We start from the raw sequence: 13,727 nt of genomic DNA on the forward strand, positions 1-13,727 counted from the left end.
CCTAGCGCGTCGCATTGGCCAGCATCTGCGCTTTCACGCACAACTCCGCCGCCTTGAAGGCGTGGGCCTGGGTCATGGCGTTCTCCGTACGGTGCAGGCAGTCACGGATCAGCTCGCCAAAGTAGGGAAAGCCAACCTGCCCCGCCACCGGGTAGCGGAATTCGCCCTCGCCATTCACCAGATAGACCACGTCCTGCTCGCCGCGCGTCAGGTCGATATATTTGCGGATCTCGATGTAGCCCTCGGTGCCGAGCAACGTGAGCCGCCCATCGCCCCAGGTCGGCAGGCCATCCGGGGTGAACCAGTCACAGCGGAAGTAGCCGCTCGCGCCATTTTCGCCGCGCAGCATCGCGTCGCCGAAATCCTCAAAGTAGGGGTGCTCAGGGTGGGAGACGTTGCGCGTCTGGGCGGCGATCACGGTGGCGTCGTGGTTGCCGGTGTAGAACAGGAACTGCTCGATCTGGTGGCTGCCGATGTCGCACAGGATGCCGCCAAAGTAGCGCCGGTCGTAGAACCACGCCGGTCGCCCCTGCCCCTCGCGATGCGGCCCGGTGCCAAGCGTCTGCACCACCTGGCCGATGGCCCCGCGTCGCACTAGCTGGCCAGCGAACACCGCGCTCTCGACGTGCAGCCGCTCGCTGTAGTAGACCGCGTATTTGCGCCCGGTTTTCGCCACCATCGCCTGCGCGTCGGCCAGCTGCTCCAGCGTGGTGAGCGGGGCCTTGTCGGTGAAGTAGTCTTTGCCCGCCGCCATCACCTTCAGCCCCAGCGTGCAGCGCACCGAAGGCATCGCCGCGCCCGCCACCAGCCGTACCTCCTCATCCGCCAGCAGCGCCTCCAGACTGCCAGCCACCCGCACCTGCGGGTAGCGGTGGATAAACGCCGCCACCTTCTCAGGATCCGGGTCGTAGACCCATTTCAGCGTCGCGCCCGCCTCCAGCAGGCCGTTGCACATGCCGTAGATGTGGCCGTGGTCGAGCGCGGCGGCGGCAAACACAAATTCGCCCGCCTTGACCACCGGCTGCGGTTTGCCGGCTGGCGCATAGTTCATGCCGTCATTGTTGTTCATGGCGATACTCCTTTGTCCAAATCTTTTCCCAGGGGAATGGCACCCACCTCGCTGAAGTTGGCGACCGAGGCGGATTTCTCATAAAAGCGCGGCGCCAGAGCGCTGATGCCGCCGGTGCGGTAGAAGGGGTCGTGGCGGCTGATGGGCAGCATCACCACGGTGCGGGTAATGGCCGATTTGTAGATGGCGGTGATCAGCGCCAGCGCGCGCTTGCCCTGCTCGCCATCCACCAGCGGCGGCGTGCCTTGCTCAATCGCCGTCAGCAGGTTCTCAATCTGCCCGGTGTGCAGCGTCCAGGTGAGCGGCGGGGTCTGGCGGGCCAGCGTCTCCAGTTGCGCCTCGCGCGGGCGATCCGGCTCCGGCAGCGGGAAGCCATTGTCGCCGCTGACGCTGGCGCAGACCGACCACGGCGCGGAGAGGCGCGCCCGTTCGCCTTGGATGACGATTTTCTGCTCCTCGCCGTGGTGCACCACCGAGGCGGTCAGCTGCGCCAGCGCGCCGTCGGGGTAGTGGAAGATGGCGGCGCTCAGATCCTCGACCTCCGCATTGTCATGGGCGACGTTGCCCATCATCGCCACCACCTCCTGCGGCTGGCCCAGCATCCACTGGAGCGCGTCGATGTGGTGCACCGCATGGTTGAGCGTGCAGCCGCCGCCCTCCTTCTCCCAGGTGCCGCGCCACCACAGGTCGTAGTAGCAGTGGCCGCGCCACCAGAGCGAATCGACCTGCGCGTGGCAGACCCGGCCAGCCAGCCCACTCTCCAGCGCCGCCTTCAGCCGCCAGAGGGCGTCGGTGAAGCGGTTCTGCGCCACCACCGACAGCACCTTGCCGCTGGCCTGCTGGGCGGCGATCATCGCGTCGCACTCCTCCAGCGAGGCGGCCATCGGTTTTTCACACAGCACATGCTTGCCCGCGTGCAGCGCGTCGATGGCGATCTCGGCGTGGACGTAGGGCGGCGTACAGACATCCACCAGATCGACCCGGATACCGGCGGCGAGCATCTCGGCATGGCTGCTGAAGACCTGTGCCTGCGCCAGCCCGTAGCGCTGCTGCTTCTCCTGCGCCTTCTCCGGGTAGATGTCCACCAGCGCCACGATGGTGCAGCGCTGCGGGAACGCCAGATAGGCGCGGATATGGTGGTGGGCAATGTTGCCGGTACCCACGATGGCGACGTATAACATGCGGCCCCCTGCTACCAGCTACCGCGCGCGTCCAGCGTGCGGCTGGCGGCGGGCTTGTCAACGGAGGCATCGATGCGCTGCTGCAACAGCCGCAGGTAGAGCTGCTCATCCAGCGGCAGCGTCACCCAGTCATCGGTCCAGGTGGAGAGGTGCATGGCATTGGAGAGCGTCAGGCCGTGGATGCCCTGCAACCCCGGCGCGATCAGCGGCTCGCCGCGCAGCACCGCGGCGCAGAAGTTGGCGGTGATCACCTGATGGTCGCTGCACTCCGGCGCAACCGGGATCGTGACCTCCCAGCACTCCGGCTCGCCGAAGCCCTGCTGCCAGCGGGCATTGAATTCGGTTTCTGACTCGCGCAGCCGCCAGTAACGTAGCTGCCCCTCCTCAACCACCACCTTGCCGCGATCGCCGACAATCTCCAGCCGATTGGTGCCGGGCGTCTCCGCCACGGTGGTGATGAAGACGCCGGTAGCGCCGTTGGCGTACTCGGCGTAAGCGGTCACCTCATCCTCCACCTCAATCTGCCGGTGCTTGCCGAACTGGCAGAAGGCACGCAGCCGCACCGGCATTCCCACCAGCCACTGCCAGAGGTCGAGCTGGTGCGGGTCTTGGTTGAGCAGCACACCGCCGCCCTCGCCGCGCCAGGTGGCGCGCCAGCCGCCGGAGTTGTAGTAGCTCTGCGAGCGATACCAGTTGGTGATGATCCAGGTGGAGCGGCGCAAGGTGCCCAGCTCGCCCGAGGCGATCAGATCCTTCACTTTCTGGTAGAGCGGGTTGGGCCGCTGGTTGTACATGATGCCGAACACCACGTCGCTGGCGCGGGCGCAGGCGTTCATCTCCTGCACCTGCGCGGTGTAAACGCCGGCGGGCTTTTCGCACAGGGTGTGGAGGCCGTGGCGCATTGCCATCATCGACAGGCCGGGGTGCGCATAGTGCGGCGTGGCGACAATCACCGCGTCAATCAGCCCGCTGGTGATCATCGCCTCCGCATCGTCAAACAGCGGGATGGCGTCGCCGACCAGCTGGCGGATCGCCGGGTGTTTGGCAAGATCGTTATCGCAGACGGCGGCCAGCCGGGCCTCGCTGACCGCTCCGGCCAGCAGGTAGCGGGCGTGGACGGTGCCGATATTGCCGACGCCAATGATGCCGAAGCGAACCTTCTTCATCTCTTCCATAACTCACCTTGATTCCACGTAATGGGGGGATAGCGGCAACATAAGAAAGCGGGCCAGCGAGGACAAACGGAATTTGTGAGAATGCTCGCAGGGTGGAACGGCGGCCCGGTCGGTGGCGTAAATTGGCTTTTAAAATCAGCGAACTGTGGCTGAAAATAGTTGCAGATCTTTATTGCGAGCGAGGTCACACCATGCCGGGCAAGCTGAAAATGGACCAAATTGCCGCCCAGACCGGTTACTCCGTCAGCACCGTGTCACGCGTGCTGGCGGGCAAGTCTTACACCAGCGAACGGGCGCGCGCGGCCATTGTTAACTGCGCGCGCAAGTTGGGGGTATTGGAGGAGTTGGCGAGCGGGCGGCTGCTGATTGATGGGATCGCGGTGTTCGCGCCGGGGCGCACCTTCAACGCCCGCGGCGACATCTTCTACCTTGAGGTGACACGCGGCATCGCCGAGGCGCTGGCCGCGCATAACGTCCACCTCAGCTACTGCGGGCTGGAGGAGCAGCACGCGGACATTGAGCTGTTCCTTGAGAAGGCCGGTAACAAGCGCATCAATGCGGTGATCATCATTGGCACCGACGATGACGCCATCTTCAAGGTGGCGGCCGCGCTCAACAAACCCTGCGTGCTGATCAACACCCATGACCGCGAAATGACGCTGGACGCCGTTGCCCCCGACCACGGCGCGATTGGTTTCAACGCGGCGCGGCATCTGCTGGAGCGCGGCCACCGGCGTCTTCTGACGCTCACCTGCCTGCGCCGCCGCACGCTCTACACCCGGCTGAATGGCATTCAGGCGGCCTACCGCGCTTTCCACCTGCCCTTCGACCCCCAGCAGGATCTGATTGTGACCGAGGGCTTCTCGGCGGATGAAGCGGAACAGGCGCTGGAGGCGTGGCTGGCCGCCCACCCGCCGGCCCACTGGCCGGAGGCCATTTTCCCCGGCTGCATGACGATGGCCTCCGGCGTGCTGCGGGTGCTGGCGCGGCACGGCCTGCGGGTGCCGGAGGATGTCTCGCTGATTACCACCGACTTCTCCTGGCATCTGGAGAACCTGCCGGACGCGCCGCTCACCGGCATGGTGGTGCCCTGCCGCGAACTGGGCGTCGAGGCGGTGCACCTGTTGCAGCATCGCCTTCACCGGCCACAGGCACCGGTGTTCAACCTGCTGTTGCAGGGCAAATTGCTGGAGGCGGGCACGGTCAGGTATGCGACACGCCATGCGGCGCGGATGGTACTGGGGAAATAGCGAACAGGCGGGAAAACAGCGGGAAAAGGGCGCGCCCAGAACGGGCGCGCCAGTGGGTCAGGTCTCTTTCTCGACTAGCAGGGCTTCCAGCAGGTCAAGGTCATGCAGCAGCTTTTGCAGCGTCTCATTGCTGATGCGCTGGGTGGCGCGCAGATGGTACAGCTCCGCGCGCTCAGCCCGCAGGGCGTTGAGGCGGAAGCGGCGCTCCAGGTTCTCCACCAGCAGCATGTTCTCCAGATTGTCCTTGTCATAGGTGCGGCGGCGCAGGTTGCCGATCACCCTGGCGCTCACCTCGCGCACCGTCTGCTCATCGATGTTCTCTTCGGTGTCGGCGGCGATGCGCTCCTCCATCTTGTGCAGGCTCTCAATCGCCACTTCCGCCGCGACCGAGCGCGCCATCCGCTCCTCCTCCCTGTAGACCGACTTGTCGGCCACCTTGACGCCACGCAGCAGGAACGGCAGCGCGATCACCCCGGCAATCAGCGAGAACAGGATCACCCCGACCGCCAAAAACACCAGCTGGTAGCGCGACGGGAAGGCGGAGCCATCCGGCAGGAACAGCGGGATGGAGAGCACACCGGCCAGCGTGATCGCCCCGCGCACCCCGGCGAAGGAGGCGACCCACAGCTCGCGGGTGGTGTAGCTGCCGAACATCAGCGGGCGCTTGGCCAGCAGGCGGTTGCTCAGCTTTTTCATCGACCAGAGCCACAGGAAGCGCAGCATCAGCAGCGCGAAGTAGATCAGCGCCACGTCGGCAAACAGCTGCCAGTTTGGCACGGTCGGGTCATTCTCCAGCATCAGCAGCGAAGTCTCGAGGATGCCCGGCAGTTGCAGGCCGAGCATCAGGAACACCATGCCGTTGAAGACGAACTCCAGCATCGACCAGACGCCGTTGGCGCGCAGGCGCATCGCCAGCGGCGCGTTGCGGATAATGCCGGACTGGCTGATGGTCATGCCCGCCGCCACCGCCGCCAAAATGCCCGAGACGCCAATGTGCTCCGCCACCAGATAGGAGGCGAACGGCAGCAGCAGCAGGAATACGGTCTGGGTTGCCGGGTCATCGCCGCTCCAGCGGCTCATCACGCGCAGCGACTTGCTGTAGAGCCAGGTGACGGCAACGCCCGCCAGCAGGCCGCCAATCGCCACCTTCAGGAACTCCACCGTTGCCCCGGAAACGGTGAACACCATAGTGCCCATCGCCACCGCAATGGCAAACTTCAGCGACACCAGACCGGAGGCGTCATTCATCAGCGCCTCGCCCTCCAGCACGCCCATGATCGATTTCGGGATGCGCCCCTTGCCGACGATGCCGGAGAGCGCCACCGCATCGGTCGGCGACAGCACCGCCGCCAGCGCGAAGGCCGCCACCAGCGGCACATTCGGCACCACCAGATGGATCAGGTAGCCGATGCCGACCACCGTCAGCAGCACCAGCATCAGCGCCAGTCCCAGCACCTCGCGGCCGTGGTGCAGGAACTCACGCATCGGCGTCTTCCAGCCATCGGCGAACAGCAGCGGCGGGATAAACAGCACCAAAAACAGTTCCGGGTCAAAGTCGATGTGCAGCCCGAAGTTGGGCCACGCCAGCATCGCGCCAACGGCGATCTGCATCAGGGGAAGGGGGATCTGGAAGGGCAACATCCGGGTGACGACCCCGGAGAGTGACACCACCAGGATCAGGATGAGGATTGTAAAAAAGATTTCCATGCGTTCCTTGGGCTCTTGTCGTTATAACATCAACCGGCCCCACGGGCCGGCACAGGCAAGCGGTGATAGTAGATCAGATTGGAAAAGGTGTTAAACCCGCGTGTGCGCAATGCCGGGATGTGGCGCGGCAAGGAAAATTTGCCGCATAAAAAAGGGGAGCCGTGGCTCCCCTGGATGATTGTGCGGGATCAGATGGCCCAGCCACCGGCATAAAACACCACCAGCGCCACGGCGATCACCACGGTGCCGACGTTCAGCTTGCGCCACTCGCCGCTCACCACCCGGCCAATCACCAGCGAGCCGAAGCCCAGCATGATGCCGGTGACGATGTTGCAGGTCAGCACGATAAACACCGCGCACAGCAGGCCCGCCATCGCGTCCACGAAGTCGTTGAAGTCGAGCTTGGTGACGTTGCTCAGCATCAACAGGCCGACGTACATCAGCGCCGGTGCGGTGGCGTAGCCCGGCACCAGATAGGAGAGCGGCGAGAGGAACAGCATCAGCAGGAACAGCAGGCCGACCACCGTCGCGGTCAGGCCGGTCTTGCCGCCCGCCGCCGTGCCCGCCGCCGATTCAATGTAGACCGCCGCTGGCGAGACACCCACCAGCCCGGCGAAGATGCTGCTCACGGAGTCGGAGGTCAGCGCCTTGCCGCCGTTGATGATCTGGCCGTCGCTGTCCAGCAGGTTGGCCTGCCCGGCCACCGCGCGGATGGTGCCGGTGGCGTCAAATACTGCGGTCATCACCAGCGCCAGCACGCTCGGCAGCACTACCGGTTGCAGCGCGCCCAGAATATCCAGGCTGAAGATGGTGGAGTGGCCGCTGGCGTCGGTCAGCGACGGCATGGCGAACAGCCCCGAATACTTCACCGACGGATCGAAGATCAGCCCAACGATCGACAGCGCCACAATCACCAGCAGGATACCGCCCGGCACCCGGCGCTTCTCAAGGCCAATGGTGGCCGCCAGCCCCACCAGCGTCATCAGCACCGGGAAGGAGGTGAAGTCGCCCAGCGCCACCGGCAGGCCGGGGGCCGGGTTCTTCACTACCAGACCGACGCCGTTGGCGGCGATCAGCAGCAGGAACAGGCCGATGCCGATGCCGGTGCCGTGCGCCACGCCCATCGGCAGGTTACGCAGGATCCAGGCACGGATGCCGGTGGCGGAGATCAGGGTGAACAGCACGCCCATCAGGAACACCGCGCCCAGCGCCACCGGAATGCTGATCTGCTGGCCGAGCACCAGACTGAAGGCGGTGAAGGCGGTCAGCGAGATGGCACAACCGATCGCCATCGGCAGGTTGGCCCACAGCCCCATCAGCAGCGAGCCAACGCCCGCCACCAGACAGGTGCCGACGAACACCGCCGCCGGCGGGAAACCGGCCTTGCCGAGCATTCCCGGCACGACGATCACGGAGTAGACCATCGCCAAAAAGGTGGTCAGCCCGGCGACAATCTCCTGCCGCACGCTGCTGCCGCGCGCACTGATTTTGAAAAATGCATCCAGCGAGCCTGTTGGCTGCACGGAGCCACCCGTCCGGGTGTGATTGCTAGACATATGATGTCCTCTGAATGTGGTCTGGGAGTGTCGGCGCAGGGTGGTTTAGCGCAGTCGTTTCCGTTTCGTGGCATCCCTGACGCCGCGTTTCCTGAAAAAGAGAGGCAGAAAACAAGGCAAACGTTTAACTCTGAACCCGCATGACGTTATTAAAATAGGAGGTAAATAAAAGGCAAACGATTATCCAGCCAGCCAGCGGGCTTTTTCAACTCCATATCATGACAAAATCTGCCTGATTGCGCATTTAAGCAGCATTCACGCACCCCCTGATGCGTTACCAGCCTGACGTGCCGGAAAAAGCGGCGAAGCCGGAGGGAAACGCTCTGTTTTTGTTGCGCAACAGCAGGCAAGCAAAACGCCGTTTCACTATTTTTGTGATGCGTCTCACAAAAATATTGATCTGGTGAATCGTTATGCATATGCTTTTTGTATGACGCGCACAAAAAATGCGCTCCCACCCTTTCCACTGGAGGCAACGATGAAATCGATGACCCTACCTTCGCGTCAGGACGCCACGTCCGCGCAAGGCAACACGCCACGTCCGACCCTGCGCCGCCAGACCTTGCGTCTGTGCAACCGCCTGTTGCAGTCGCTGGGGCGACACTTCACCCACGCTCCCGCACGCCCCTACTGAGCACCCGCCAGTTCGTATGGCCCGCCCTGTGCCAGCGCACGCTGGTAGGCGGGCCGCGCCTGCGCCCGTTTCAGCCAGTCAGCCAGCGCTGGCGCGCCCTCCAGCCCGCTCCGCGAATTCAGCGCCTCCAGCGGGAAACTCATCTGGATATCCGCCGCGCTGAACTCACGTCCGGCGAACCACGGGTTCTCCTGCAACGCCTTTTCTAAATAGTCGCGGTGGACGGCAATCTGCTTGTCGAGCCAGGCTTTCTGCATCCCCTTGCCAATCGCGCCAGCCACTGGCCGCACCAGCAGCGGCACCGGCGGCTTGCCGAGTCGGCTGAAGATCAGTTTCATCAGCAGCAGCGGCATCAGTGAGCCTTCGGCGTAGTGCAGCCAGTAGCGGTAGTGCTGGCGGGCAAAGTGGTCGGTAGGCTTGAGCAGCCCCTGCGCATCGTAGGTCTCCTGCAAATATTCGATGATGGCGCCCGACTCCGCCAGCGTCAGGTCGTCGTCGGTCAGCACCGGTGACTTGCCGAGCGGGTGCACGCGCCTGAGCGCCTCGGGGGCCAGCATGGTGTGCGGGTCACGCTGGTAACGCTCAATCTGGTAGGGCACCTCCAACTCCTCCAGCATCCAGAGAATGCGCTGGGAACGGGAGTTGTTCAGGTGGTGGAGGGTGATCATGCGGGCGCTCCTGAGTCATTAACCACAGTAATGATTAACTATAGCTGATTCCCCCGGCTGGCCGGCCCGCACCCTTGAAATTGCCGCCTTTTTTCTGCCGCACGCCCCATTTTCCACCGGCCTTTCCCCACGGCTGGCGGGCGATGGCGTGTCTGGCGGCGGCCGGGCTTGGCATCGTCACTCACAAAGCCAAATAAACCGACTAATATCATCTAAACTTTGCCTGTTAATGATAAAGATTTTTTTCTTTTTAAAACTTTCACCCCGCTTAGGAGTGTGGCGCACGCGCCGGTTTAACCATCTGGGAAAAGCCGCTAGAATCGTTAAATAAGCCTTAAATAACACATAATTAATGCTAAACATATTAAGGCGCGCCCTCCGGCCTGCCGCATGACTGTTAAGCCAACATAATCGTTAAGGGCTTTTTACGGCGATCGTCCTGCCGCTTCAACGGTGCCATAACCGGACGCATTGCCATCAATTCAGGTTCTCTCGGAGAGCACGTTATGCTTGCCAGCAGTTACAACGATGTATTGGTGATGTTCTCTTTCATCGTTGCCATCCTTGCCTCATATACCGCGCTGGACATGGCCGGTCGTGTGGCCACCACTGACAAGCCCGCGGCCCACTGGTGGCTTGGCGGCGGCGCGATTGCGATGGGGATCGGCATCTGGTCGATGCACTTCATCGGCATGTTGGCCTTCAGCCTGCCGGTCGCCATCAGTTACGATCCCACCATCACCGGCCTGTCGATGCTGATTGCCATCGCCTCCTCGGTCTTCGCCCTCTGGCTGGTCACCGATCTGCACCTGCCCATCTCCCGCCTGCTGGTTGGCTCGGTGATCATGGGGGTCGGCATCGCCGGGATGCACTACACCGGCATGGCGGCGATGAACGTAATGCCCGGCATGTCCTATCACTTCGGCTGGGTGGCGCTCTCCATCGTGATTGCGGTGCTCGCCTCCGCTGGCGCGCTCTGGATGTCCTTCCGGCTGCGCACCCAGACCTCTAACGTCAAGCTGCTGCGCGCGCTGGCTGCCATCATCATGGGCATCGCCATCGTCGGGATGCACTACACCGGCATGGCGGCTGCCAACTTCTCCATGACGCCGGAGATGATGGGCCACATGCACCGCCACGGCGGCGTAAACACCAACTGGCTGGCAGTGCTGGTGATTGTGGTCACCCTGGCGGTGCTGGCCATTACGCTGGTGGTGTCGGTGCTGGACGCCCGCCTTCAGGCGCGTACCGCGGTGCTGGCGCAGTCGCTGGAGCAGGCCAACCGCGAGCTGACCCAGCTGGCGCTGCATGACAACCTGACCAAACTGCCGAACCGCCTGCTGCTGGAGGATCGCATCCAGCAGGCGCTGCAAAAGGCGGAGCATGAGGATACCCAGTTCGCGGTGCTGTTCATGGATCTGGATGGCTTCAAGGCGGTGAATGATGCCTACGGCCACCACATCGGCGACCAGCTACTGATCGCCGTCACCGAGCGCATCCGCGACCGGCTCGGCACCCAGGACACGCTGGCGCGGCTGGGTGGCGATGAGTTTGTGGTGCTGGTGGAGATCAGCGACCCGGCCGATGCCGCGACGCTGGCGGCGCAGCTGGTGATGCTGATTGAGAAGCCGTTCCACGTCTCACGCTATGAGTTGCTGGTCTCCATCAGCATCGGCATCGCCGTCTACCCGAGCGACGGCACCACCGAGCGCGAACTGATGCTCAACGCCGACGCGGCGATGTACCACACCAAAAACTCTGGCCGCAACGGCCACAGCTTCTTCCAGAAGTCGATGAACACCAATGCGCAGGAGCAGCTGCAACTGATGCACGATCTGCGGCTGGCGATTGAGCATGACGAACTGCGCCTGCAATACCAGCCCAAGTTCACCGCGCCGGATGGCCCGGTGTGCGGCTTTGAGGCGCTGGTGCGCTGGGAGCGCCCGGAGACCGGGATGCTCAGCCCGGCGGTGTTCCTGCCGCTGGCGGAGAAGACCGGCCTGATCCTGCCGATTGGCGAGTGGGTGCTGAACGAGGCGTGCCGCCAGCTGAGCGAGTGGCACCGCCAGGGACACGAAGAGTGGAGCATCGCCGTCAACCTGTCAGCGTTGCAGTTTGAGCAGCCGGATCTGGTGGAGAAGGTGATCAGCATCATCAAGCGCCACAACATCCCGCCAAGCAAGCTGACGCTGGAGGTGACGGAGACCACCGCGATGCGCAACCCGGATGCCAGCGTGGCGATCCTCGACCAGCTGACCGAGCTGGGGGTGAAGGCGTCGATTGATGACTTCGGCACCGGCTACTCCAGCCTGCTCTACCTGAAACGGCTGCCAGCCAGCGAACTCAAGATTGACCGGGCGTTCATCAACGAACTGACCATCGACAATGAGGATGCCAGCATCGTCTCGGCGATCATCGCGCTGGGGCAGACCCTCAACCTGAAGGTGGTGGCCGAAGGCGTGGAGACGCCGGAGCAGCAGGCGTTCCTCAGCCAGCTCGGCTGCGACGCCCTGCAAGGCTTCCTGCTTGGCCGCCCAATGACGCCCGCCCAGATCGCCGAGCGCATCAGCAGCGACTGGCCCGGCCGCGTCATCCCAGCCACCGAGATAGCCGCCCGCGAAGCGGACGCCGCGTCCCAATAATCCCCTGCGCCTGTCGGCTCCCGGCAGGCGCACCCTTTTCCCCGCCGATACCCCCCGTTCGCCGCCATTGCCCGCATGTTCACTGCCTTTTGCCCCACCCTGCCCGGCCGTGGGCGGAGGATGGTCTATAGTGAAAGAAGTCCCGCATCCGCACTGAGGAGCCAGCATGACCGATGACAGCAACTTCCCGTTTGAGAACCGCGGCCCCGCGACCGCCACCGGCCACGGCCTGCCCGCCGAAGGCGCTTACCTGCCGCCCTCGGAGATTGACAGCGGCAAGGCCGAGGGGGGAAGCGTAACCTTTATCAACTGGAAGGGGGAGGCGGACACGCCGGAGCCTTCGCCGCCCGCCTGGCTGCCGCCGGAGCAGCGCGTCGGCATTGCGGTGGTCGGGCTGGGGCGGCTGACGCTCAACCAGATCCTGCCCGCGCTGCACCGCTGCAAGAATGCCCGGCCGGTGGCGCTGGTCTCCGGCAAGCCCGACAAGGCGCGTGTCGTGGCGGCGCAGTATGGCATCCGTGAGGAGGCGATCTACAGCTACGACGAGATGCACAAACTGGCTGACAACCCGGAGATTGAGGCGGTCTACATCGTGACGCCCAACGGCTTGCACCGCGACCACGTGCTGGCGGCGGCGCGCGCTGGCAAGCATGTGCTGTGCGAGAAGCCGATGGCCAACACCTCGCAGGAGGCACAGGAGATGGTGGAAGCCTGCCAGCAGGCTGGCGTGAAGCTGATGATCGCCTACCGCTGCCAGTTCGACGCCTACAACAAAGAAGCGGCGCGGCAGGTGCAGTCCGGCGAGCTGGGCCGCCCGCGGCTGATTGAGGCGACCAACGTGCAGTCGATGGGGCCGGATGACCAGTGGCGCTTCAAGGCGGCGCTGGCTGGCGGCGGCGCGCTGCCGGACATCGGCCTCTACTGCCTGAATGGCGTGCGCATGATGCTGGCGGAGAACCCGATTGAGGTGTACGCGCAGGCCATCAACCCGACCGGCGACCCGCGCTATGAGGAGGTGGAGGAGACCATCACCTTCCAGATGCGCTTCCCGTCGGGCGTGGTGGCACAGTGCTCGTCCAGCTATGGCGCGCACGAGGGCAAGGAGATGACCATCCGGCTGGAGAAGGGTTGGGTGAAGCTGGAGAACGCCTACGCCTACAGCGGCCAGCGCCTGAAAGTGTCGCAACTGAAGGGCGAGGCGGTGTCACAGCAGGAGTTGAAGCTGAGCGCCGGGCCGCAGTTTGCGCTGGAGATTGAACACTTCGCCGACTGCGTGCGCAACGACCGCGCGCCGCGCACGCCCGGCGAGGAGGGGTTGCAGGACCAGATCTTTATCGAAGCCCTCTACCGCTCCGCCCAGGAGGGCCGCCCGGTGACGCTGGAGCGGCGCGATGTGCATGTTACGGCGGCGCAGTCGCCACAGGAGGCATCATGAGTAGAGTACGCGCACCCTGGCTGGCGGGCTTGCTGCTCGCCCCGTTGATGGCGCTGGCCGCCCCGCCGCCGCCGAGCGGCAACGCGGTGCATGGCGAGCACGGCGGGGCCGCCACCGACGCCCAGCAGGAGTATCAGGCTGGCATGGCCACCATGCATGACAACATGGCGAAAGCCTTCACCTCCAGCGACCCGGACACCGCGTTTATCCAGGGGATGATTGCCCACCATGAGGGGGCGATCGCGATGGCGCGCACCCAGCTGAAGTATGGCCGCAACGCCGAGGCGCGCAAAATGGCCGAAGCGGTGATCAAGGCGCAGCAGGTCGAGATTGTCCAGATGCGCCAGTGGCTCGACAAACAGGCGTCACAAGGGCGCTGACCGCCGGGCGCGCCGGCCCGCTGGCGCGCC

Annotated in this window: 11 protein-coding genes; 5 read left to right on the forward strand and 6 right to left on the reverse strand. The window is 64.2% G+C overall.

The features are described 5' to 3' along the window. Position 1 precedes the first annotated feature (1 nt). Genes C1N62_RS15715 through C1N62_RS15725 form a run of 3 tightly spaced genes read right to left on the reverse strand, consistent with a single transcriptional unit; the run spans position 2 to position 3,416 of the window. Positions 2-1,069, reverse strand: a complete 1,068-nt coding sequence (locus tag C1N62_RS15715; protein WP_137764512.1) for a Gfo/Idh/MocA family protein — start codon at positions 1,067-1,069, stop codon at positions 2-4. Then, on the reverse strand, positions 1,066-2,250 hold the full coding sequence (locus C1N62_RS15720) for a Gfo/Idh/MocA family protein (RefSeq protein WP_137764513.1): 1,185 nt from the start codon (positions 2,248-2,250) through the stop codon (positions 1,066-1,068). The genes C1N62_RS15715 and C1N62_RS15720 overlap by 4 nt, the downstream gene beginning before the upstream one ends. An 11-nt stretch (positions 2,251-2,261) precedes the next feature. Continuing rightward, entirely contained in the window at positions 2,262-3,416 is a 1,155-nt protein-coding gene (locus C1N62_RS15725) for a Gfo/Idh/MocA family protein (RefSeq protein ID WP_137765039.1), read from the reverse strand. 200 nt (positions 3,417-3,616) lie between these two features. Between C1N62_RS15725 and C1N62_RS15730 the strand changes: the two genes are divergently transcribed. Continuing rightward, on the forward strand, positions 3,617-4,675 hold the full coding sequence (locus C1N62_RS15730; RefSeq protein WP_137764514.1) for a LacI family DNA-binding transcriptional regulator: 1,059 nt from the start codon (positions 3,617-3,619) through the stop codon (positions 4,673-4,675). Positions 4,676-4,732: 57 nt separating this feature from the next. On the opposite strand, the gene C1N62_RS15735 is transcribed toward C1N62_RS15730, so the two are convergent. Further along, on the reverse strand, positions 4,733-6,382 hold the full coding sequence (locus C1N62_RS15735; protein WP_137764515.1) for a Na+/H+ antiporter: 1,650 nt from the start codon (positions 6,380-6,382) through the stop codon (positions 4,733-4,735). A 188-nt stretch (positions 6,383-6,570) separates the two neighbouring features. Beyond that, a complete protein-coding gene (locus tag C1N62_RS15740) occupies positions 6,571-7,938 on the reverse strand; it encodes an NCS2 family permease (RefSeq protein ID WP_137764516.1) in 1,368 nt (455 codons plus the stop codon). Between the two features lie 478 nt (positions 7,939-8,416). Here C1N62_RS15740 and C1N62_RS23200 point away from each other — a divergent pair, with 478 nt between their 5' ends. Continuing rightward, the gene (locus tag C1N62_RS23200) at positions 8,417-8,572 is read left to right on the forward strand and encodes a hypothetical protein (protein WP_168195870.1); all 156 of its coding nucleotides are present in this window, start codon (positions 8,417-8,419) and stop codon (positions 8,570-8,572) included. Here the strand turns inward: C1N62_RS23200 and C1N62_RS15745 are convergent. Beyond that, positions 8,566-9,240 carry a glutathione S-transferase family protein gene (locus C1N62_RS15745; protein WP_137764517.1) on the reverse strand — a complete coding sequence of 225 codons (675 nt, stop codon included), beginning with the start codon at positions 9,238-9,240 and terminating at the stop codon, positions 8,566-8,568. The genes C1N62_RS23200 and C1N62_RS15745 overlap by 7 nt on opposite strands. A gap of 506 nt (positions 9,241-9,746) precedes the next feature. Here C1N62_RS15745 and C1N62_RS15750 point away from each other — a divergent pair. The 3 genes from C1N62_RS15750 (at position 9,747) to C1N62_RS15760 (ending at position 13,697) form a co-directional block, all read left to right on the forward strand. Then, positions 9,747-11,882 (forward strand): bifunctional diguanylate cyclase/phosphodiesterase, encoded by a 2,136-nt coding sequence (locus C1N62_RS15750; RefSeq protein WP_137764518.1) that lies wholly within the window; start codon positions 9,747-9,749, stop codon positions 11,880-11,882. A gap of 166 nt (positions 11,883-12,048) precedes the next feature. Then, a complete protein-coding gene (locus C1N62_RS15755; RefSeq protein ID WP_137764519.1) occupies positions 12,049-13,317 on the forward strand; it encodes a Gfo/Idh/MocA family protein in 1,269 nt (422 codons plus the stop codon). Next, a complete protein-coding gene (locus C1N62_RS15760; RefSeq protein ID WP_137764520.1) occupies positions 13,314-13,697 on the forward strand; it encodes a DUF305 domain-containing protein in 384 nt (127 codons plus the stop codon). Before C1N62_RS15755 ends, C1N62_RS15760 begins: the two co-directional genes overlap by 4 nt. Positions 13,698-13,727 lie beyond the last annotated feature (30 nt).

It is taken from the genome of Nissabacter sp. SGAir0207 (assembly GCF_005491205.1).
Taxonomy (GTDB): Bacteria; Pseudomonadota; Gammaproteobacteria; order Enterobacterales; family Enterobacteriaceae; genus Chimaeribacter.

Bases quoted from the DNA above. Each gene is read 5' to 3' on its own strand.
- C1N62_RS15735 (WP_137764515.1), bottom strand. From the start codon at position 6,382: ATGGAAATCTTTTTTACAATCCTCATCCTGATCCTGGTGGTGTCACTC.
- C1N62_RS15750 (WP_137764518.1), top strand. From the start codon at position 9,747: ATGCTTGCCAGCAGTTACAACGATGTATTGGTGATGTTCTCTTTCATC.
- C1N62_RS23200 (WP_168195870.1), top strand. From the start codon at position 8,417: ATGAAATCGATGACCCTACCTTCGCGTCAGGACGCCACGTCCGCGCAA.
- C1N62_RS15740 (WP_137764516.1), bottom strand. From the start codon at position 7,938: ATGTCTAGCAATCACACCCGGACGGGTGGCTCCGTGCAGCCAACAGGC.
- C1N62_RS15715 (WP_137764512.1), bottom strand. From the start codon at position 1,069: ATGAACAACAATGACGGCATGAACTATGCGCCAGCCGGCAAACCGCAG.
- C1N62_RS15755 (WP_137764519.1), top strand. From the start codon at position 12,049: ATGACCGATGACAGCAACTTCCCGTTTGAGAACCGCGGCCCCGCGACC.
- C1N62_RS15725 (WP_137765039.1), bottom strand. From the start codon at position 3,416: ATGAAGAAGGTTCGCTTCGGCATCATTGGCGTCGGCAATATCGGCACC.
- C1N62_RS15730 (WP_137764514.1), top strand. From the start codon at position 3,617: ATGCCGGGCAAGCTGAAAATGGACCAAATTGCCGCCCAGACCGGTTAC.
- C1N62_RS15720 (WP_137764513.1), bottom strand. From the start codon at position 2,250: ATGTTATACGTCGCCATCGTGGGTACCGGCAACATTGCCCACCACCAT.
- C1N62_RS15745 (WP_137764517.1), bottom strand. From the start codon at position 9,240: ATGATCACCCTCCACCACCTGAACAACTCCCGTTCCCAGCGCATTCTC.
- C1N62_RS15760 (WP_137764520.1), top strand. From the start codon at position 13,314: ATGAGTAGAGTACGCGCACCCTGGCTGGCGGGCTTGCTGCTCGCCCCG.